The organism is Streptomyces typhae (genome assembly GCF_009755605.1).
GTDB lineage: Bacteria > Actinomycetota > Actinomycetes > Streptomycetales > Streptomycetaceae > Streptomyces > Streptomyces typhae.
Genome location: NZ_WPNZ01000018.1, coordinates 169795 through 190724 on the forward strand (window position 1 = coordinate 169795; position 20930 = coordinate 190724).

The 20930-nt window shown below is 72.5% G+C and carries 20 protein-coding genes and 1 tRNA gene; 16 read left to right on the forward strand and 5 right to left on the reverse strand.

What is annotated here, in order from left to right; translation table 11 throughout:
* Positions 1-11: 11 nt before the first annotated feature.
* The 7 genes from GPA10_RS28905 to GPA10_RS28935 all read left to right on the forward strand — a co-directional run bounded on the left by GPA10_RS28905 (position 12) and on the right by GPA10_RS28935 (position 7277).
* Positions 12-1130 carry a glycosyltransferase gene (locus GPA10_RS28905; RefSeq protein ID WP_157168053.1) on the forward strand — a complete coding sequence of 373 codons (1119 nt, stop codon included), beginning with the start codon at positions 12-14 and terminating at the stop codon, positions 1128-1130.
* Entirely contained in the window at positions 1127-2197 is a 1071-nt protein-coding gene (locus tag GPA10_RS28910; protein WP_058850909.1) for a glycosyltransferase, read from the forward strand. Before GPA10_RS28905 ends, GPA10_RS28910 begins: the two co-directional genes overlap by 4 nt.
* Positions 2194-3318, forward strand: coding sequence for a glycosyltransferase (locus GPA10_RS43820; RefSeq protein WP_198351733.1), 1125 nt, complete (start codon positions 2194-2196; stop codon positions 3316-3318). Before GPA10_RS28910 ends, GPA10_RS43820 begins: the two co-directional genes overlap by 4 nt.
* A complete protein-coding gene (locus GPA10_RS28920; protein WP_343041429.1) occupies positions 3303-4187 on the forward strand; it encodes a glycosyltransferase family 2 protein in 885 nt (294 codons plus the stop codon). The genes GPA10_RS43820 and GPA10_RS28920 overlap by 16 nt, the downstream gene beginning before the upstream one ends.
* A gap of 57 nt (positions 4188-4244) precedes the next feature.
* Positions 4245-4697 (forward strand): SRPBCC family protein, encoded by a 453-nt coding sequence (locus GPA10_RS28925; protein ID WP_343041430.1) that lies wholly within the window; start codon positions 4245-4247, stop codon positions 4695-4697.
* Entirely contained in the window at positions 4690-6309 is a 1620-nt protein-coding gene (locus GPA10_RS28930; protein ID WP_157168054.1) for a phytoene desaturase family protein, read from the forward strand. Before GPA10_RS28925 ends, GPA10_RS28930 begins: the two co-directional genes overlap by 8 nt.
* A gap of 92 nt (positions 6310-6401) precedes the next feature.
* On the forward strand, positions 6402-7277 hold the full coding sequence (locus tag GPA10_RS28935) for a short-chain dehydrogenase/reductase (protein WP_157168055.1): 876 nt from the start codon (positions 6402-6404) through the stop codon (positions 7275-7277).
* A 104-nt stretch (positions 7278-7381) separates the two neighbouring features.
* On the opposite strand, the gene ku is transcribed toward GPA10_RS28935, so the two are convergent.
* A complete protein-coding gene (gene ku, locus GPA10_RS28940) occupies positions 7382-8536 on the reverse strand; it encodes a non-homologous end joining protein Ku (RefSeq protein WP_157168056.1) in 1155 nt (384 codons plus the stop codon).
* 166 nt (positions 8537-8702) lie between these two features.
* Positions 8703-9971 (reverse strand): phosphatase PAP2 family protein, encoded by a 1269-nt coding sequence (locus GPA10_RS28945; RefSeq protein ID WP_157168098.1) that lies wholly within the window; start codon positions 9969-9971, stop codon positions 8703-8705.
* 254 nt (positions 9972-10225) lie between these two features.
* On the opposite strand from GPA10_RS28945, the gene GPA10_RS28950 reads away from it, so the two are divergent.
* Positions 10226-10420: a hypothetical protein gene (locus GPA10_RS28950; protein ID WP_058850903.1), complete on the forward strand. Its 195-nt coding sequence runs from the start codon at positions 10226-10228 to the stop codon at positions 10418-10420.
* A 67-nt stretch (positions 10421-10487) separates the two neighbouring features.
* Here GPA10_RS28950 and GPA10_RS28955 read toward each other — a convergent pair whose 3' ends face one another.
* Positions 10488-11978, reverse strand: coding sequence for an MFS transporter (locus tag GPA10_RS28955; protein ID WP_157168057.1), 1491 nt, complete (start codon positions 11976-11978; stop codon positions 10488-10490).
* Between the two features lie 279 nt (positions 11979-12257).
* Complete coding sequence (locus GPA10_RS28960; RefSeq protein ID WP_246259958.1) at positions 12258-12830, reverse strand: hypothetical protein; 573 nt, start codon at positions 12828-12830, stop codon at positions 12258-12260.
* Between the two features lie 224 nt (positions 12831-13054).
* Between GPA10_RS28960 and GPA10_RS28965 the strand changes: the two genes are divergently transcribed.
* Entirely contained in the window at positions 13055-13786 is a 732-nt protein-coding gene (locus tag GPA10_RS28965; RefSeq protein WP_157168058.1) for a hypothetical protein, read from the forward strand.
* 36 nt (positions 13787-13822) lie between these two features.
* Here GPA10_RS28965 and GPA10_RS28970 read toward each other — a convergent pair.
* A tRNA-OTHER gene (locus GPA10_RS28970) sits at positions 13823-13909 on the reverse strand.
* A 301-nt stretch (positions 13910-14210) separates the two neighbouring features.
* On the opposite strand from GPA10_RS28970, the gene GPA10_RS28975 reads away from it, so the two are divergent.
* The 7 genes from GPA10_RS28975 (at position 14211) to GPA10_RS29005 (ending at position 20851) form a co-directional block, all read left to right on the forward strand.
* Complete coding sequence (locus GPA10_RS28975) at positions 14211-14639, forward strand: DUF4440 domain-containing protein (protein ID WP_343041431.1); 429 nt, start codon at positions 14211-14213, stop codon at positions 14637-14639.
* Positions 14640-14728: 89 nt separating this feature from the next.
* Positions 14729-15217, forward strand: coding sequence for a DUF5709 domain-containing protein (locus GPA10_RS28980; protein ID WP_058850898.1), 489 nt, complete (start codon positions 14729-14731; stop codon positions 15215-15217).
* A gap of 444 nt (positions 15218-15661) precedes the next feature.
* A complete protein-coding gene (locus tag GPA10_RS28985) occupies positions 15662-16312 on the forward strand; it encodes a nucleotidyltransferase family protein (protein ID WP_246259989.1) in 651 nt (216 codons plus the stop codon).
* Positions 16309-16560, forward strand: a complete 252-nt coding sequence (locus GPA10_RS28990) for a hypothetical protein (RefSeq protein WP_157168059.1) — start codon at positions 16309-16311, stop codon at positions 16558-16560. Before GPA10_RS28985 ends, GPA10_RS28990 begins: the two co-directional genes overlap by 4 nt.
* Positions 16557-17324: a metallophosphoesterase family protein gene (locus GPA10_RS28995; protein WP_058850896.1), complete on the forward strand. Its 768-nt coding sequence runs from the start codon at positions 16557-16559 to the stop codon at positions 17322-17324. The genes GPA10_RS28990 and GPA10_RS28995 overlap by 4 nt, the downstream gene beginning before the upstream one ends.
* A 98-nt stretch (positions 17325-17422) precedes the next feature.
* Positions 17423-18727 (forward strand): ATP-grasp domain-containing protein, encoded by a 1305-nt coding sequence (locus GPA10_RS29000; RefSeq protein WP_343041433.1) that lies wholly within the window; start codon positions 17423-17425, stop codon positions 18725-18727.
* Positions 18728-18799: 72 nt separating this feature from the next.
* The gene (locus GPA10_RS29005) at positions 18800-20851 is read left to right on the forward strand and encodes a CocE/NonD family hydrolase (protein WP_157168061.1); all 2052 of its coding nucleotides are present in this window, start codon (positions 18800-18802) and stop codon (positions 20849-20851) included.
* Positions 20852-20930 lie beyond the last annotated feature (79 nt).

Here is a 20930-nt window from a genome sequence, read left to right on the forward strand (position 1 = left end):
GCACCATGGCCATGGATGACCCGGCTGCCCTTTCCGCGCCCCGCCCCCGGGCCGCGCCCCCGTCCGCCGACCCGGTGCGGATCGCGTCGGTGCCCGCCGGGCACGTCTACGTACGGCACTGCGCCGACGAGCGGAACGCGGACGGCGTCGTACGGCTCAGGGACCCCCGCCCCAACGGGGCACCGAGCACCTCTCAGCGATGGTGGCCGCCGGTCATGCTCGACCCGGACTGGGTGCGCGCACACCACACGGACTTCGACGTGTTCCATCTGCACTTCGGATTCGACGCCCAGACCCCCGCGGAGCTGTCGTCGCTGGTGGCCGCCCTGCGGCGGCACGGCAAGCCGCTCGTCTACACCGTGCACGACCTGCGCAACCCCCATCAGCCCGACGCCCGGCTCCACGACGCGGCCCTGGATGTGCTGATACCGGCGGCCGACCACCTCATCACGCTCACTCCCGGAGCGGCCCGCGAGATCCGGCGGCGCTGGGACCGCGGGGCCAGGGTCCTGCCCCACCCCCATGTCGTGGGCCTCTCCCGCCTCGCCCGACCCCGCCCGGAGCGCACCGTCTTCCGTATCGGTGTGCACGCCAAGAGCCTGCGGCCCAACATGTCCCTGCTGCCGGTGGTGCGGGCCCTCGCCGGGGCCGCCGCGGATCTCCCCGACGCGGAGCTGCACGTGAACATCCACCGTGAGGTGGGCGACCCGGGCGCGCCTGCCCACGCTCCTGATGTGCTCGCCGGACTGCGGGCCCTCGCCGGCAGCGGCGTACTGCGGCTGCACGTGCACGACTACTTCGACGACGACCAGCTGTGGGACTACCTCACCGGCCTCGACCTGTCCGTCCTGCCGTACACCTTCGGCACGCACTCCGGCTGGCTGGAGGCCTGCCACGACCTGGGCACCGCTGTCGCGGCGCCGTCCTGCGGCTACTACGCCGAGCAGCGCCCGTGTCTGTCCTACGGCCACACCGAGGAGGACGGCCTGGACGAGGTCTCCCTGGCCGCGGCGGTCCGTGAGGCGTACCGCACCCGACCGCGCTGGCGCGCGTCCGCGGCCGTGCGCACCGCCGAACGCGCGCGGGTGGCCGCGGCGCACCGGGCGGCCTACCGTGAGCTCCTCGCATGAGCGCACCCCTGCGCATCGCCCTCATCGCCTCGGCCCGCTTCCCCGTCAGGGAGCCGTTCACGGGCGGGCTCGAAGCGCACACCTGGTCGCTCGCCCGTGCGCTGCGCGCGCGGGGCCACCAGGTGGAGCTCTTCGCCGCCCCGGGTTCCGACCCGGCTCTGGACGTCGTGGAACTGCCGGTGCACCGCACGTCGCTGAGCCGCGCCGCCCGGTCGGACGTCAGCATGCCGGACGCCACCTGGATGCAGGAGCACCACGCGTACCTGCGGCTGATGCTGGACCTGGCCGGCGGCGCGGGCGACCGCTACGACGTGGTCCACAACAACAGCCTGCACTACCTGCCGATCGCCATGGCCTCGGCCGTCCGCGCCCCGGTCGTCACGACGCTGCACACACCGCCCACGCCCTGGCTGGAGTCGGCCATCCAGGCGGGCGAGCGCTGCCCGGTGACGTTCACCGCCGTCAGTGAGCACACCGCGTCCGCCTGGCGTCCCCTCGTCCCCGCCGCCCGCGTGATCCATAACGGGGTCGACACCGAGCGGTGGCCCGCGGGGCCCGGCGGGCGGCACCTGGTCTGGTTCGGGCGGATCGTGGCGGAGAAGGGGCCGCATCTGGCGATCGCGGCGGCCCGCGAGGCCGGATGGCCGCTGCGCCTGGCAGGACCCGTCGGCGACGAGCGCTACTTCGCGGAGCGTGTGGCACCGCTGCTCGGCGGGGACATCGTCTACGTCGGCCACCTCGGCTGCCGCGACCTCGCCGCTCTCGTCGGCGGTGCCGCCGCCGCCCTGGTCACCCCCTGCTGGGACGAGCCGTACGGCCTGGTGGTCGCGGAGGCGCTGGCCTGCGGCACCCCGGTGTGCGGCCTGGACCGCGGTGCCCTCGGCGAGATACTCACCCCGGAGTGCGGTGCCCTGGCTCCGCGGGACGACGTCGGCGCACTCGCCGACCTCATCGGCCCGGTCACGCGCCTCGACCGCCGCGCGGCCCGGGAGCGCGCCGAACGCTTCTGCTCCCTGGACGCCATGGCCGACAGCTACGCCTCCCTGCACCGGGAGGTGGCCGCGTGATCGGCTACTACGTGCACCACCAGGGGCGTGGACATCTCCACCGGGCCGTGTGCGTGGCCCGCAGGCTCCGCGTTCCCGTCGTGGGCCTCTCCTCCCTGCCCCGGCCCGCGGGCTGGAGGGGCGAGTGGATTCCGCTGCCGCTCGACACGGACCAGGCCCCGGACGCCCCCCGGGACGGGAATGCTCCGTCCGCGGGCCGCTCCGAGGACGGGGACGACCCGACCGCGGGCGGCAGACTGCACTGGGCTCCCCGCCACCACCCGGGCCTGTGCGGCCGCATGGAGGCCATCACCAGCTGGATCGACCGGGCCCGGCCCCGCCTGTTCGTCAGCGACGTCTCCGTGGAAGTGGCGCTCCTCGCCCGCCTCACGGGCACCCCCGTGGTCGTCGCCGCGATGCGCGGCGACCGCTTCGACCGTGCCCACCGGCTGGGGTACGACATCGCCGACGCGCTGCTGGCTCCCTGGCCGGAGGCCGTCCCCGAGCCGGACTGGCCCCAGCGCTGGCGGGCCAAGACGGTGTACACCGGCGCCTTCTCGCGCTACGACGGCCGGCCACGTCCCGGCGCGGGCGACCGCGTCCCCGGCCGCCGGGAAGTCGTCGTCCTGCTCGGCGGAGGCGGCGCGGACGTCGACGCCGCCGCACTCCGTGAGGCCGCGGCGAGCACCACCGGGTGGGCCTGGACGTTCCTGGGCGGCCCGCACGGGCGGTGGGTCGACGATCCGTGGCCGCTGCTCTGCGGGGCCGACGCCGTCATCACCCACGCCGGGCAGAACGCCGTCGCCGAGTGCGCCGCGGCCCGCACACCCGCCCTCGTCATCCCGCAGGACCGTCCGCACGGCGAGCAGCGGGCCACCGCGCGGGCCCTGGCCACCGCCGGTCTCGCGACGGTACGGATGTCCTGGCCCGCGCCGCGGGAGTGGCAGGACCTGCTCGACCGGACGGCGCGCCGCCCCGGCGGTCGCTGGGCCGCGTGGGCGCCGGGTGACGGGGCACAGCGAGCCGCCCGCCTGCTGGAGCGGTTGTCCGGGACGGCCCCGTGCGCGCCCCCTCGTGACCTGCCACGAGCGGTCCCGGGGGCAGTCCCGCAGGCAGGGGAGGGCCCGTGCGGATCGCTGTGATCACCCTCGTCGCGGGCCGTCACCGCCATCTGCGGCTTCAGCAGGACGGCCTGGCGGGCAATGTGCTGCCCCCGGACCACTATGTGGTGGTGACCATGGCCGATCCGGACGCGGCGACGGTGCTCACGGGCAGACGGCCCGCCGCCGACACCGTGCCTCTCCCGGTCGGCACCACTGGCTCTCTCCCCCTGTCCGCGGCCCGCAACGCGGGAGCGGCCAGGGCGCTGGCCGCCGGGGCCGACCTGCTGGTGTTCCTCGACGTCGACTGCGTCCCCGGCCCCGGCCTGCTGGCACGCTACGCCCGGACAGCGGCCGACGGCGTCCTGCTGTGCGGCACGGTGGCGTACCTGCCGCCCCCGCCCCGGGGCGGCTACCGGCTGTGCGACCTCCCGGCCCTGGCCCCGCCCCACCCCGGGCGGCCCGTCCCCGGCGCCCATGAGGTCGTGCGGGACGGCGACCACGATCTCTTCTGGTCGCTCTCCTTCGCCCTGACCGCCGCCACCTGGCGCACCGTCGGCGGCTTCTGCGAGGACTACACCGGGTACGGCGGCGAGGACACCGACTTCGCCCGCACGGCTGCCGACCGCGGCGTCGGACTGTGGTGGGTCGGCGGCGCTCCCGCCTATCACCAGCACCACCCGGTGAGCCGGCCCCCGGTCGAGCACCTCGACGACATCCTGCGCAACGGTGCGACGTTCCGGAGCCGCTGGGGCAGCTGGCCGATGCAGGGATGGCTTGCCGACTTCGCCCGGCTCGGCCTGATCGTGCACGACCCCCGTACCGACACGTGGCGAAGGAGCCGGGACGGCACAGGGACGGCACCTAAGGGGGAAGGACCCGGCCGGACGGGGGTTGGTCCGGTGCCCTAGGGGCACTCGGCACGAGGTCCGAAAGCGGAGGGAACGACGAAACAGCAGGAGGCCGATGTGGCTGTCCGCCACCGACTGGTCAAACGGCGGCCCGAGGACGTCTGGGCCGTGCTCGCCGACGGCAATCAGTACGCCGAGTGGGTCGTGGGTACCTCCGAGTCCCACCCGGTGGAGGGCCACTGGCCCCAGCGGGACGCGGTCATCGCCTACGAGATCCGCCTCGGGCCGCTGCGGCTGGCCAACCGGACGGTCGTGCGCCGCTGCGAGGAGGGCTCCGCCCTGGAGCTGGAGGCGCACGCCGGTCCGCTGGGCACCGCACGCATCTCCGTGGAGCTGCGTCCCTGGGGTGAGCACTGCCTGGTGATCCTGGACGAGCACCCGCTGCAAGGCGCCGGCGGGCGGCTGCACAACATGGGGTTCGAGGCGCTGATCCAGTTGCGGCACCGCGCCATGCTCGGCCGCCTCGCGCGGCTCTGCGAACACGGCGGCAGGGGCCGCGTCCATGCCTGACGCCGTGGTGATCGGGGCCGGACCCAACGGGCTCGTGGCCGCCAACCTGCTGGCCGACGCCGGATGGAGCGTGCGGGTCCTGGAGGCGCAGGCCGAGCCCGGGGGCGCGGTGCGCCACGACCACGACGTCGACCCGGACTTCGTGACCGACCTCTTCAGCTCCTTCTATCCGCTGGCTGCCGCCTCACCGGTCCTCGCCGGGCTGCGCCTCGAGGACCACGGCCTGCGCTGGGCCCACGCCCCCGCCGTCCTCGCCCACCCGCGCACCGACGGGACGTGCGCCGTACTCGACCGGCAAGTCGACGCGACCGCCGCGTCCCTGGACGCCTTCGCGGCGGGCGACGGCGACGCGTGGGTCCGGCTGCACGGTGTGTGGGAGGAGCTGCGTCCCGCCCTCATCGACGCCCTTTTCACCCCTTTCCCTCCGGTACGGGCCGGGGCGCGGCTCGCCTTGCGGCTGCGGGCGGGCGGCGGGCTCCGCCTGGCGCGGTCCCTGCTCCTTCCCGTACGCCGCCTGGGCGAGGAGGAGTTCCAGGGGGAGGGCGGACGGCTGCTCCTCGCGGGCAACGCGCTGCACGCCGACCTCGCGCCGGAGGCGGCGGGCAGCGGCGGCTTCGGCTGGCTGATGTCGATGCTCGGACAGACCTACGGCTTTCCGGTGCCGGTCGGCGGCTCCGGTGCCCTGACCCGCGCGCTGGTGGGGCGGCTGCACGCCCGCGGCGGAAGCGTGCACTGCGGGCAGCGGGTGGAGCGGATCTTCGTACGGGACGGGCGGGCCGTCGGTGTGCGCACGGCCGCGGGAGACACGGTCGGCGCGCGCCGGGCCGTGCTCGCCGACGTCTCCGTACCCGCCCTGTACGGCGACCTCGTCGAAGCGGAACATCTGCCCGGCCGCCTCCTGGACGATCTGCGCCGCTTCCAGTGGGACTTCGCGACGTTCAAGGTGGACTGGGCCCTCGACGGTCCCGTGCCCTGGGAGGCGGAGCAGGCCGCTCGCGCCGGGACCGTCCATCTGGCCGACGGCATGGACGAGCTGACCCGCTTCGCCGCGCAGATCGCCGCTGGCCTGGTCCCCGACCGCCCCTTCCTGCTGTTCGGCCAGATGAGCACCGCCGACCCGACCCGCTCCCCCTTGGGCACCGAGTCCGCCTGGGCCTACACCCACGTACCGCAGGACGTCCGCGCGGACGCCGCGGACGAGGGTCTCAGCGGCCGGTGGGACGCCAAGGAGGCGGAGTCGATGGCCGACCGGGTGGAGCGTCAGGTCGAGCGTTTCGCGCCGGGGTTCCGTTCCCTGGTCCGCGCGCGGCGCGTCCTCGCGCCGCCCACCTTGCAGTCCATGGACGCCAATCTCGTCGGCGGGGCCATCAACGGCGGTACGACCGCCCTGCACCAGCAGCTCTTCTTCCGGCCCGTGCCGGGCACCGGGCGGCCCGAAACACCCGTGGCGGGCCTGTACCTGGCCTCCTCGGGGGCCCACCCCGGCGGCGGGGTGCACGGTGCGCCCGGCGCCAACGCCGCACGGGCGGCACTCCGCCGCCACCGGCTCCCCGGCCTGCCCCGTGCGCAGCGCCTCCTCGCCCGCCGCGACCGTACGGGGCGCAAACGCTGAGGGAAACCGAGAGATGCCGAGGAACGCCGAAAAACACTGAGGTGAGGCCGCTGAAGAGGGTGTCGCGCGCCGCTGTGGAGGGAGAACCACTCATGCGCACCGGACCGCTCTGCGACCGGACGGTCGTGGTGACCGGGGCGGCGCGTGGGATCGGCGCGGCCCTCGCGCACGAGCTGGCTCGGCGGGGCGCCAGGATCGCGCTGCTCGGCCACGAGAAGGAAGCCCTCGCTGCCACCGCCGCGGCGCTGCCCACCGCGACGCTGGTCCGGGAGGTCGACGTCACCGACCTCGCCGCGCTCGACGCCGCGGCCCACGAGGTCCGCACCCGTCTGACGCCCCCGTCCGTGGTGATCGCCAACGCCGGGGTCGCGGAGGGCGGGCCCTTCCTCGCGTCGGACCCGGACGACTGGCGCCGCGTGATCGACGTGAACGTCGTCGGCAGCGCCCACACGGCCCGCGTCTTCCTGCCGGACCTGCTAGCCACCTCGGGCTACTTCCTTCAGATCGCCTCCCTCGCGGCGATCGGGGCGGCGCCGCTGCTCAGCGCCTACTGCGTCTCCAAGGCCGGGGTGGAGGCCCTGGCGCACACGCTCCAGGCCGAGACGGCACACCGGGGCGTCGCCGTGGGCGTCGCCTACCTCAACTGGGTGGACACCGGCATGGTGCGCGACCTCGACCGGCACCGTCTCCTGCGGGGCCTGCGCACGAGCATGCCGCCGCCCGCTCGCGGCACCTCGGACCCGGCGGCGGTGGCCGCACGCCTCGTGCGGGCCGTGGAACACCGCTGCACGGCCGTGTACGTGCCCTCCTGGCTCCGCCTCGTACAGCCGTTGCGTGCCGCCCTGCCCCCGGTGGTGCTGCGGGTGGCCCGCCGTCGGCTCCCCCGTCTCGACGCGGGCGTGACCGACCCCGGCAGCGGTCCGCTCGGGGCCGGGGGCCGTGCCGACCGGAGAGCTGACGGGCGCTAGAGGTCGTGCGGCGTCCGGCGCGGGGAGCGGCCGCGGCGGCGCCGGCGCGCCCGGGGTGGGCGAAGCCCCGGCGCGCCATGCGCCCGTTTCCGGCGTCGCCCCGGTCAGGCGCTGCGTCGCTGCCCGCCGGACGCCGCCTTCTTCGCCGGGCTCTTCTTGGCGGAACTCGTCCTGGCGGAAGTCGTCCTGGCGGAACTCTTCGTGGCCGCGCTCTTCTTGGCCGTGGTCGACTTCGCCGCCGCGGACTTCTTGGTGGCGGACTTCTCGGAGGCGGACTTCTTCGCCGTGGGCTTGGCCGTGGACTTGCTCTGCGAGGACTTGCTCGCCGCGGACTCGGCCGTGGACTTGCTCTGCGAGGACTTGCTCTGCGAGGACTTGCTCGCCGCCGTCCGCTTCCGGGCAGCCCCGGACCTCTTCGGCTTCAGCTCGTGCACGTCCGCGTCGCCGCCGGACTCGCCCTCGGTCTCGCCGCGGGTCCTGCGCGCCCGCCGCACGGACTGTTCGAGCGCGGCCATGAGGTCGACGACCTCGCCGGAGGACGCCTCCTCCGTCTCCGCACGGGGCGGCTTCCTGCCCTCCGCCTTGGCGTGGATGACATCCTCCAGGGCCTCCGTGTACCGGTCGGCGGCCCACTCCGCGCCCTCGATCCCTTCCTCGCGCGTCATGGAGTCGATGAGCTGGACGGCCTGGTCGATCTCGCCGTCGTCGATGTCGACGTCCTTCGGGGCGAGGCTCTCCGGGGAGCGGATCTCGTCGGGCCAGCGCATCGCGTGCAGGACGATGGCGTTGTCGCGGACGCGGAGGAGACCGAGCCGCTCGCGGCCGTGCCAGGCGAATTTGGCGACGGCCGCCTTCGCGTTCCGCTCCAGGGCCTTCCGCAGCAGCGTGTACGGCTTAGCCGCGACGCCGCCGTCGGGCTCCAGGTAGTAGCCCTCCCGGATGCGTATCGGGTCGATGCTCTCGTACGGGACGAACGCGGCGATCTCGATCGCTTTGGCGGTCGGCAGCGGGATCTCGCGGAGTTCCTCGTCCGAGACGGCGACAAGGGTGTCCTTGGACACCTCGTACCCCTTGCCGATCTCGTCCTGGCCGACCTCCCGGTCCTCGATCTCGCACACCTTGCGGGTGCGGATCCGCCCCATGTCCTCCAGGTGGTACTGGTGGAAGCGGATGGAGTGGTCCTCCGTGGCGGCGACCACCTTGATCGGGATGGTGACGAGACCGAAACTGATGGCGCCGGACCATACGGGGCGGGGCATGACGAACCTCCGGACTGCCCCGAGGTCTCCGAGTACGAGCGAGCGCGAGGGCAAGCGCAAGAGCAGAGGCCCTCACAAGAGCAGAGGCCCTTGAGGGGCGCACACAGGTCATGTGCGCCCCTCCCTGCTTCCCTTCACCGTAGGGCGCGCCCCGGCGCCGCACCACTCAGACGAGTTCGGGCTGCGGTTCCGGTTTCGGCACCGGCGCGATCTTCGGCTCCCACTGCCTGGTGGTCCGTATGTAGCCGTGTATCACGGAGGCCATCGCCAGAATGAGCAGGGGCCCGAACACCCACGGATACCTGGCCATTTCCGTCGGCAGATAGCGGTACGACACCAGCAGGGCGGCGAAAACCACCGTGCCGTGCACGACCAGCTGAATTCCCGAGCGGTCCCAGCCGCGGTCCAGCGAGCGCATGGCCACCTCGATCGTGACCGCGAACACCACTCCGGCGATGATGTCGACGCCGTAGTGGTAGCCGAATCCCAGCGTCGCGCCGAGCGTGGCGAGGAGCCAGAAGGCACCCGCGTACCGCAGGACCCGTGGCCCCTTGCGGGAATGAATGAAGATGACGGTGGCCCATGCCGTGTGCAGGCTGGGCATGCAGTTGCGCGGGGTGATCTCGTCGAACGGCATCGAAGCGGGCACGTGCGCCGGCAGCGTGTCCGGCCACAGGTCGGCGATCGCCCACTGCCCGCCGTCGGGGCCGAAGGCGAAGACCGGTCCGACCACGGGGAAGATCATGTAGATGCCCGGCCCGAGAAGGCCGATCACCAGGAAGGTGCGCACCAGATGGTGGCCGGGGAAGCGGCGCTCGACCGCCACGTTGCGCAGCTGGTACAGGGCGACCAGGACCGCCGCCACCGCCAGCTGTACATAGACGAAGTCGAGGAAGTGCGAGCCCACGGGCCCGGTGGCCCTGACCATCCGCCCCACCACCCACGACGGGTTGCCCAGCGCGTGGTCCGCGGTCGCCAGATACTGGTCGAGCACCGTCGGACGGGTCTTCGACGTGATCAGGAGCCAGGCGTCACCGGTCTTGCGGCCCGCCACGAGGAGCAGGCCGAGGCCGACACCCTTCAAAAGCAGGACGCGTTCCGCGCCGGTGCGGCGCGTGACGGCGATGACCGCACAGCCCAGAATCACCCACAGCGCGCCATTGCCGAACATCATCTTGGCGTCGAAAGGCAGCCGCACCAGAGCGAAGACGACATCGATTCCGACGGCGACACCGAAGGCGATATACCGCTGCCGCCACGTGAGCACCACCATCATCAATGCCATACCGGCATACAGGAGCGGCCCGGACGCGGGAGCGAAAATCACCTCGCGCGCCTGATTGGCGATCGGGCCGGGCAGTCCGTAATGGCGGGCGGCGATCTCGAGGGCGATGAGAAAACCGACGGCCACCGCGGTCGCCGCTGTCCACAACATCGCCCGCGGCTGACGCCACGCGGCGAACACCCTCGCACAATTCTCTTTTGAAAACATTCGCGATGCTATAGATATCAATGGTTTGGCCGTTTTGTTAGATATTGGCTATATATCTCACTTTGCGCTAGATAGCGGGGCTTCCTGCGGAGGACCAGCGATCAGGGCGATCGTTAGTGAGGCGGGATCATGTTAGCCGGGAGCTGTTCGTGTGACTAACGGTCGCGGCGTGCGCGAGGTCGTCGTAGACCTGAGTCATGAGCGATGAACAGACCCTTTGGCACCCCGGCGAGATCGTCCCCTCCAGCGGGATCTACGAATGCGACTGCGGCGGCGAGCACCACTGGAGCACCGATGTGCGCGGGCACCGGTTCCCGCCGCTGCCGGAGATCTGCCTGGGCGAGTACTGGCGGCTGAAGACGCAGGCGCACCCCGAGGACTCACCCGGCTGACCCACCGGGGCCCGGGGAATTTCAGCCCCCGGGGCTCGGGACTTCAGCTCCGGGGGCCCGGGGCGGTTCAGCCCCGCCCGGCCGTCGCGGGGGCCGACGCCGACAGCGGCGTCGCGATGTCCTCAAGCGAGCGCCGCTCGGCGGGGACCGCGAGCACGGCGGCCACCAGGCCCGCGAGCGTCATCAGGCCCGCGCCGATCTGGAAGGCGAGCACCGTGTCGGAGACGACACCCGTCTCCGTGAGCTTCGAGAAGAGCAGCGGGCCGCTGATGCCTCCGGCCGCCGTGCCGATGGCATAGAAGAAGGCGATGGCCATCGCCCTGGTCTCCATCGGGAAGATCTCACTGACGGTCAGATACGCGGAGCTCGCACCCGCGGACGCGAAGAAGAGCACCACGCACCAGCAGGCCGTCATGGTGTCGGCGTTCAGGTGCCCGCCGTCGAAGAGCCAGGCGGTGCCGAACAGGAGCAGGCCGGACAGGACGTACGTACCGGAGATCATGATCCGGCGGCCGGCGGTGTCGAAGAGGCGGCCGAGCAGCAGCGGTCCCAGGAAGTTGCCGACGGCCATCACCGCGAAGTAGTAGCCCGTGGATCCGCTCGGGACGTCGAAGAACGTGGTGAGGATGGCGCCGAAGCCGAAGGTGATCGCGTTGTAGAGGAACGACTGCCCGATGAAGAGCGAGAACGCGAGCACCGAGCGCTTGCGGTAGGTCGAGAGGACGGTCCTGGCCACCGTGCCGAAGCCGATGCTCTTGCGGGCGTGGACGGTGATCTCGCCCGCCGGTTCGGGCAGTGGATCGCCCTTCTCCTCGGTGATCTTCTCCTCCACCCCCCGCACCAGTTCCTCGGCCTCGTCGCCGCGCCCGTGGATGAACAGCCAGCGCGGGCTCTCCGGGACGTTGCGGCGTACGAGCAGGATGACCAGGCCGAGTACGACGCCGAGGGCGAACGTCAGCCGCCAGCCCACGTCGGGCGCGAAGATGTCCGTGTTCAGCGCGAGCACGGAGAGCAGGGCACCGCCGACCGCGCCGAGCCAGAAGCTGCCGTTGATGATGAGGTCGACGCGCCCCCGGTACCGGGACGGGATCAGCTCGTCGACGGCCGAGTTGATGGCCGCGTACTCACCGCCGATGCCGAAGCCCGTCAGGAAGCGGAACGCGAGGAACCACCAGCTGGAGAAGGACACCGCGGTGAGCGCCGTGGCCGCGAGATAGACGGCCAGCGTGATCAGGAAGAGCTTCTTGCGGCCGAAGCGGTCGGTGAGCCAGCCGAAGAACAGGGCTCCCGAGCACGCTCCCGCCACGTAGAGCGCGGCGGCCACACCGGTCACCTGCGACGCGTTGATGGGCAGTCCGCTGCCCTCCTCGGACAGCCGGCTGGCGATGCTGCCGACGACGGTGACCTCGAGGCCGTCCAGGATCCAGACGGTGCCGAGCCCGATGACGACCGTCCAGTGCCAGCGCGACCACGGCAGCCGGTCGAGCCGTGCCGGTACGGAGGTCGTGAGCGTGCCGGTCCCGGCCCCTGCGCTCCCGTGGCTCGCACCCACTGCCATCCCAGCCTCCTTCGCCCGCCCTGCGAGGGCCCACGCCGTCCGGCCGGTGGATCCAGGGCCGTGCCGAGGCACCGTGTTCCCGCGGCTCCCCGGCGCACACGCCGTTCACGCAAGGATCATCGCCCGCGGTCCGTCCCGCAGCCCGTCGGCGTCCGGGCGGGCTACCGTGCCGCCGGTGCGACGTCATGGTCACCGAGCGGCGCGGGAGAGCTTTCTCGGGCAGCGACCTCGAACTGGGGCTGCGGTCCCCCGACATCGACGCAGCCCGGGTACAGGCACTCAGACGCCCATGGAGGCCAGCTCCATCGCGGTGCGGTGGTTCCGCGCGGCGTTCACGACGCAGACGCGGTACGTCCGGTTCTCCTTGACGACGAGGAAGTAGTCGCGGAGCTGCTTCCAGTAGGCGCGCAGATAGCCGAGGCCGGGCAGGAACCCCGGCGGCCTCGGTACGAGCGCGAACGCCTCGGAGCAGCGCAGGATCTCGCCGGTGGCCCGGGAGAGCACGTCGGCGACGTCCGTGTTCATGTCCCAGCCCGCGGCCTGGTCCGGCCAGATGGCGGCGGCGATCTGACGGAGCTGCTCCTGCTCCTCCGGCGGCAGCGTCCCGAAGGCGACAGCCGGTGCCGCGTTCTCGACCTGCGCGACGGTGGCGGCGTGCGCGGTGGTCGCGGTGGTCGCGGTGTGCGCGGTGGTCCCGGTGCGATCAGTGGTCGCGGCATGAGCGGTCCCGGCCGTGCCCGCTGCGAACAGGCCGCCGGCGGTCAGAACCGCCACGGCCGGTATCAGCCTGGTCCGGTGGGCGCGCTGCCGCCGCTGTCCGGCCCCCGTGTCCGCTGCCGTGGTCGTCGTCATGATGGTCCTCTCGTGAGGTTCGGCCGTATGCGCCAGCCGACCGTCACACGGAAGCCGGGGCGGGGCAACGGCGGCACTCGGCCATGTCCGGGAAGCGTCGTCCGGTCGTCGTGGACCGCTGGCGGAGCCGTGACCCGGCATGTCGGGTCCTGGGCCGAGCCGGCATGTCCGGTCAGGGTCTGCGCCGCCTTACCGCCCGCCCGGCGGGAAGGCATACTGGGGCCGTGAGCACGGAACCGTCTCCCGATCCCGACCGGGCCGAGACCGCCTCCGACGACGAGCGCCGACAACTCATGAGCGAGCGCGACTCCGCCGCCGACGACCGCGAACGGCTCGCCGACGAGCGGGAGCAGCGTGCCGACGAGCGGGAGCAGCGTGCCGACGATCGGGAGACTGCCGCGGACGACCGCGAACGGCTCGCCGACGATCGGGAGCAGCGTGCCGACGATCGGGAGACTGCCGCGGACGACCGCGAACGCGACCTCGACGACCGCGAGAAACGGGCGGACCACCGCGACCGCGCCTCCGGGGAAAAGGTGCCCAGCTACCGGAGGCGGTCGTACGAGGCCATCGAGCGGGCCCGCGCCATGGTGGCCGAGAGCGAGCAGAAGCTGCTGCGCAGCAAGGCGTCGCTGCGCCGTGCCGACGCCCGCGACGTCCGCGAGCAACGGGCTGTCGACCTGGAGTCGGCGGCCTCGGCACGGCATCGGGCGGACGACTGCGAGCCGTCGTCCGAGCAGCTCCACGGCAGGGTGGCGCATCTCAGCGAGCAGCTCGTCGAGGTGGCGCGCGCGCTGGCCGACGCCCAGGAGGCCCTGGCCGAGCACCACGAGAGACTCGCCGAGCAGCAGCCTCAGAACGCCGCACTGCACCGGCCCCAGGCCGAACGGGCCCGCCACGCCGCCCAGTACCTGCGGGAGCTGCCGCAGTCGGGCGCGGTGCGGCTCCGCCAGTGAAAGGGCACGTCAGGGAACGGGCCGGGGCTGAAGTCGCGGAGAGGGCAGGATTCGAACCTGCGTGGGCTTGCACCCGACTGAAGCGAACTCCGGTCCCCGATAAACCACTCCGGGCACCTCTCCCTGTCTCGGGGGCGGCCCGGGTGTGCTCCGGGCTGTTCCCCTTGACGCACATCAGATTGCCCTGCCCCCCTGACGCGCCGCTGACATGCCGCTCGACCTGCCGGTCGCTCCCGTGATCCGCGCAGATGGCCAGGATTCGTGAGCGGCGTCACACCTAATCAAGTTTGACCAGATGCTTCACGTGGGCATACAGTTCACAGCGTAATCAACTTTGACTACCACTCTCGCCCTGCTCTCTACCCTCTCCGCCCCTCTCCTCTCCCCTCTTTTTCCGACTTTCCCTTCTTCGACAGGAGCCCGCGTGACCTTCCTCCCCGAGACCGGATACGTGCCGACCGCCGAGGACCGTGCGAGCCTGGACGCCTGGTTCGCCGCCTACGACGCACACAGCGCCAAGCGCGACATCCAGGCCATGGCCGACCTCGCCGTCTTCCCGCTCAACCTGGTCAGCGACGACTCCGCGGGCAACGGCCGGTCGGCGCAGTGGGACCGTGAGCAGTACGTCGGCACCATGACCCACGTGATGGGCGAAGGCCCCCAGGACATCACCTTCGACTCCACCCGCACGCCGGTGTTCCTCTCGCCCGCGATGGCGGTCGTCTTCACCGACTCCACGATGACGGCGAACGGCGAGAGCACCCAGCTCCGCTACGCCGACATCCTCGTCAAGCGCGACGGGAAGTGGGCCTTCCAGACCATGATCCAGGGCGGTTGGGGCGACAACCTGTGAGCAGGTGCCCCCACCTCGGTGGGGGCACCTCCGCTCCCCCACCCGACGCTGATGTTTTGAACGCATTCGTCCGGGCACTGCGACATGTCATGAGCGACCAGAACATGGCGGACGACGCCTACCAGCCCACCGGCGACAACGAGGAGCAGGAGGACGCCGCGCCGCTGGACCTCCAGGACGCGCTGGAGGAGCGCACGTACGACGACATGCTCGACGAGGGGTACTCACCCCCGGAGAAGCCCCTCGGCGTCACCAAGACGGGCACCACGGCCGCGGAGCAGCACGAGGGCGAGAGCCTCGACGAACGGCTCCGCCAGGAGACACCCGAGACGGAGCCGCCCCCGGGGGACGGCATCGGCGACCTCCCCGGCGGCGCGGGCGAGCCGCTCCACCCGGAGACCGGGACGGGGCGCTCCGGCCGCCTGGTGGCTCCCGACGAAGGCGCGCACCCGGACACCACCAAGGAACTCGTCGCCGACGACGCGGGCATCGACGGCGGTGCCGCCGGTGCCGAGGAGGCCGCGATGCACGAGGTGTCCGAGGAGGAGCTGCCGGACGGGCCCGAGCGCGGGAACTGACGCGCGGGGCCACCCGCCCCGCCCAGCGGGCCCGGCCCGGGGTCCGCGGCCGTGCGGCGGGCCGGTGCGGGTGTGAGCGGGTGTGATTGGGATGCCCCGCAGGGGAAACCCGGTACACCATCTCCGTCCCGGAATCCCGGAAAGGGGCCCGATGAGTACACCGCCGAACGACCCGACGCCGCCGCGGCCCACCCCGGCGCCGGGGCCCACGGACCCGCAGCCCGGCCCGGCCCCGGGCCCCGTGCCCGCCCCCGGGCCCGACCCGGTGCCCCCGACGCCGCCCCGCCCCGGACCCGACCCGGTGCCGCCCATCCCCCGTCCGGACCCCGGTCCGGCACCTGGGCCCGCCCCGTCACCGGCGACCGGCTCCGTCCCCGCGCGGACGGAGCAGCCGTGACCCACGAGGCGGGCGATGTCGCGAGCGACGAGCCGGGCCACCCCGACCTGCGAGCGGTCACGGGCCGCACCCCGCACGAACGGCGGCACGACATGAGCACCCAGCCGCTGCCGCCCGACCGCAACCAGGCCATCCTGGAGGCGGCCAAACAGGTCGGGGCCCTCCTCAAGAAGCACGGCCACGACTTCGCGCTCGCCGGCAGCGTGGCCGTGTACGCCCACGGCGGCACGGGCAACTTCCAGCACGACGCCGACTTCTGCGTCCGGCCCGAGGACGCCGACGCCGTCGCGCTCACGCTCGGGGAAGCGGGCCTGAAGGTGTACACGCCGCCGGAGGACTGGCTCCTGAAGGCCAAGTGCCTCGGGCAGGACATCGACCTGATCTTCCGCCTCGGCGGCGAACCCGTCACCTCCGAACTCCTGGACAGATCGACGGAGTTGCCCGTCGACTCGGTGTTCATGCCCGTCCTGGCACCGACCGATCTGCTGCGCAGCCTCATCGGCGCCTTCTCCGAGCACCACTGCGACTTCGGTGCCGTCCTGCCGATCGCCCGGCTGCTGCGCGAGAAGGTCGACTGGCAGGAGATCCGGCGCGAGCGGGGCGGGCAGCCCATGCCGGACGCCTTCCTCCACCTCCTCGAGCGTCTCGACGTCATCACGCCCCCCGAAGGCCCCGCACCGCAGGGAGGACACTCATGACCGCTCCGAACACCGACTACCTCATCGCGCACCTCCAGGAGCGCCTCGCGGCGGAGGAACTCGGCGAACTGGGCGTGCGCATAGAGGCGCGCGGCCCGGGGGTGGTGGTCACCGGCACCGTCCCGACCGCCCGGTGCCGCGAGGAACTCGTGCGCACCGTCGACGAGGAACTCGCCGGGCTGACCGTCCGGTACGACATCGTCGTGGCCGGGACGGCGGCCCCGGACCTCCCGGAGGAAGTGACATGATCCGCGTCGCGGCTGTGGGAGACATCCACCTCGGGCTCGACAGCGAGGGCCTGCTCAGGCCGGCCCTCGAAACCCTGCCCGACTGTGCCGACCTGCTGCTCCTGGCCGGTGACCTGACCCGGCACGGCACCCCGGAGGAAGCGCGGGTGGTCGCCCGCGAGATGGCGGGGCTCGGTGTCCCCGTGATCGCCGTCCTCGGCAACCACGACCACCACGACGAACAGCCGGAGCGCGTCACCGCCGTGCTCCGCGAGGCCGGAGTGCAGGTCCTGGAGGGGCAGGGGACGGTCGTCGACGTCGACGGCACGCGAGTCGGCGTCGCCGGCACCAAGGGTTTCGGCGGCGGCTTCGTCGGGCGCTGCGGCAGCGAGTTCGGCGAACCGATGATGAAGGAGTTCATCCGCTACAGCCGCCGCTGCGCCGACGGGCTGCGGACCGCTCTGGAGGACCTGGCGGGCAAGGGCTGCGGAACACGGGTCGCGCTCACCCACTTCTCCCCCGTGCCCGACACGCTGGCCGGTGAGCCGCTGGAGATCTACCCCTTCCTCGGCAGCTATCTGCTGGCCGAGGCCATGGACACCGCGGGCGCCGACCTCGCCCTGCACGGCCACGCGCACCTGGGCACGGAACACGGCATGACCAGCGGCGGCGTACCGGTGCGCAACGTGGCACAGCCCGTCATCCGGCGGGCTTTCCACGTGTACCACCTGAGCGGCCGGGCCGGCGGCTCACAGCTGGCGACCCCGGCCGACGTCGCCGGCTGACCTCCGGCGCGCAGGCGGGGGATTCGCTCCATGGCACCCGGGTACCCAGCCACCTCGATCAGCCATCCCCCTCCACCGTCGAGCAGTTGGGATCCCCCGTGAGCGAGAACGTCTTTGTCTGCGGCCTGGACGAGGCCAATCTGCCGACCCTCTCGGCCGTGCCGGACGCGCACCGCTACCGCTTCCACCAACTGCTGACCATCGAGGAGTTGCAGCACGGCGAGGTCTCGGTGCCGGACCTGATCGCCGAGGCCCGGAAGATCCTGGACGGCTTCGACGGCACGATCGACGCGATCGTCGGCTACTGGGACTTCCCCGTCAGCACCCTCGTCCCGATCCTCGGCGAGCTGTACGGCACCCGCACCACCAGCCTGGAGTCCGTCGTCAAGTGCGAGCACAAGTACTGGAGCCGCCTCGAACAGCAGCAGGTCACCGACGCCCACCCCCGCTTCGGCCGGGTGGACCTGGAGGCGGCCGAACCCCGGCCCCCGAAGGGCGTGCGCTACCCGATGTGGCTCAAACCCGCCCTCGCGTACTCGTCCGAACTCGCCTACGGGGTGCGGGACCAGAGCGAGTTCGCCGACGCCGTCGCCCGCATACGCGCGGGCATCGACCGCGTCGGCAAGCCCTTCGAGTACATCCTCGACCGACTCGAACTGCCCCCCGGGATGGCCGGCGTCGGCGGCGCCGTGTGCCTGGCCGAGGAGGCCATCGCCGGGGTGCAGGCGGCGGTGGAGGGATACGTCCACGACGGCCGCGTGACGGTGTACGGCATCCTCGACTCCCTCACCTACCCCGACTCCCCCTGCTTCCTGCGCCACCAGTACCCCTCGTCGCTGCCGGAGCCGGTGCAGCACCGGCTCCGGGACGTCTCCGAGCGGGTGATCCGCCGGATCGGCATGGACTCCGCGACCTTCAGCATCGAGTTCTTCTACGACCCCGGCACCGACGCCGTGAACATCCTCGAGATCAACCCCCGCCACTCCCAGTCCCACGCGGAACTGTTCGCGTACGTCGACGGGGTGCCCAACCACCACTGCATGCTGCGCCTCGCCCGCGGCGAGGACCCGGGGCTCCCCCACCGCCGGGGCCCCTACCGCACGGCGGCCAAGTGGTACTACCGCTGGTTCGCCGACGCCACCGTGCACGACGTCCCCACCCGCGAGGAACTCGACCGCATCGAGGAGCACCTGCCCGGCGTCCGTGTCGACGTCACGCCCCACGAGGGCCGGCGCCTGTCGGAGCTGCCCCAGCAGGACAGCTACAGCTACGAACTGGCCCACATCTTCACCGGCGGCGACAGCGACGACGACCTGAGGGAGAAGTACGACAAGTGCGTGGCCGCTCTCGGCCTGACCTTCGACGGAACCCGGCCCGGCGGCCGTGACGCGAAGAACCCGTGAGCCCACCCGCACACCGCGCCCCGCCGCCCAATCACCGGGGCAGGAACCGCCAGTAAGGAGCGACAACGGCTGATGCGTTACGTGAGCAACCTCCCGTACGACACGAAGACCGACGACCACGTCACCATCCCCACCTCCGACGGCACCCTGCTGTCGGCCCGCGTCTGGCGGCCCACCTCCTCCGACAGCGATCCCGTACCGGCGATCCTGGAGTACATCCCGTACCGCAAACGCGATCTGACAGCGGAGCGCGACGCGATCCACCACCCCTACATGGCCGGGCACGGCTACGCCTGCGTCCGCGTCGACCTGCGCGGCACGGGCGACTCCGAGGGCGTCCTGCGCGACGAGTACCTGGAGCAGGAGCAGACGGACGCCGAGGACGTGCTCGCCTGGCTCGCCGACCAGCCCTGGTGCGACGGCACCACCGGCATGATGGGACTCTCCTGGGGCGCGTTCGCGGCCCTCCAGGTCGCCGCGCGCCGGCCGCCGAGCCTCGGCGCCATCGTCATCTCGTCCTTCACCGACGACCGGTACTCCGACGACATGCACTACATGGGCGGGACCCTCCTCTCCGACAACCTCGCGGAGGCGGGCACCATGTTCGCCTACGGCACCTGCCCGCCCGACCCGGCGGTCGTGGGCCCGCGGTGGCGCGAGATGTGGCACGAACGCCTCGAAGGGAGCCGGCCCTGGGTCCTCGAATGGCTGCGCCACCAGCGCCGCGACGACTACTGGCGGCACGCCTCGGTCTGCGAGGACTACCGGGCGGTGGGCTGTCCCGTGCTGGCGTCCAGCGGCTGGGCGGACGGCTACTCCAACGCCGTGACCCGGCTCCTCGGCCGTCTCGACGTGCCCCGCAAGGGCCTCGTCGGTCCCTGGTCGCACAAGTTCCCGCACCTCGGCGAGCCCGGCCCGGCCATCGGCTACCTCCAGGAGGTCGTCCGCTGGTGGGACCACTGGCTCAAGGGAGTCGACAACGGCGTGATGGACGGGCCCATGCTGTGGGCGTGGATGCAGGAGAGCGTGCCGCCCTCCACCTCGTACGAGGAGCGCCCCGGCCGGTGGGTCGCCGAAACCGCCTGGCCGTCGCCGCGGATCACACCGGTGGGCTACCGGCTGTCCGGCGGCGGCCTGCGCGCGGTGAGCCCCGGGGGCGGCGACGAGGACGGCGGGAGCGAGCACGGCGAGGGTATGGCTGTGCAGTCGCCGTTGTCCGTGGGGCAGTTCGCCGGCAAATGGGCCTCCTACAACGCCCCGCCGGACCTGCCCTACGACCAGCGCGAGGAGGACGGCGGCTCGCTGGTCTTCGAGACCGAACCGCTCACCGAGCGCGTGGAGATCCTCGGCTCGCCGACCGTCGAACTCGACGTGTCCGCGAGCGGGCCCGTCGCCATGGTCGCGGCCCGTCTGTCCGACGTCGCACCGCGCGGCTCCGCGACGCGGGTCACGTACGGCCTCCTCAACCTCACCCGGCGGGACGGCGGCGAGGACGCGCCGCGGCCCCTCGAACCGGGGCGCCGCTACCGGGTGACCGTCCCGCTCAACGGCGTCGCGCAGTCCTTCCCCGCGGGCCACCGCATCCGGCTGTCCCTGTCCACGTCCTACTGGCCGCTGGCCTGGCCGCCGCCCGAGCCGGTGCTCCTGACCGTGCACGACGCCGCCGGCGTCCTGACGCTGCCGGTGCGGCCCCCGGGCGACGGCGGCGAGCCGCCGCAGGAACCGTTCGGCGAGCCGGAGGGCACCGAGCCCCCGTCGAGCACCCAGGTCACCGTCCCCGAGCAGCGCTGGCGGGTCACCCGCGACCTCGTGGACTACGCGGCCGAGCTGGAGATCGTGAAGGACCGCGGTGTCGTCCGCGTCGACGAGATCGGCCTCGACGTCGGCCGCCGCGCCTACGAGCGCTACACCTCCGTGGCCGACGACTTCACCTCCGCGAGCGGCGAATCCGCCTGGACGATGAGCTTCCACCGCGAGGAGTGGGACGTCCGCGTGGAGACCCGCACCGTGCTCACCTGCGACGAGAGCGACTTCCGTGTCGACGCCACGCTGGACGGCTACGAGGACGGCAAACGGGTGTTCTCGCGGACCTGGAACGAGACCGTGCCGCGGGACCTGCTGTAGCGGCCGGGGGGGCGGGTCCGGGTCCCAGCGGGTGACCCGGCGCCCCGCCCCTTGTTGATCAGCGCACGACGGGGAAGGT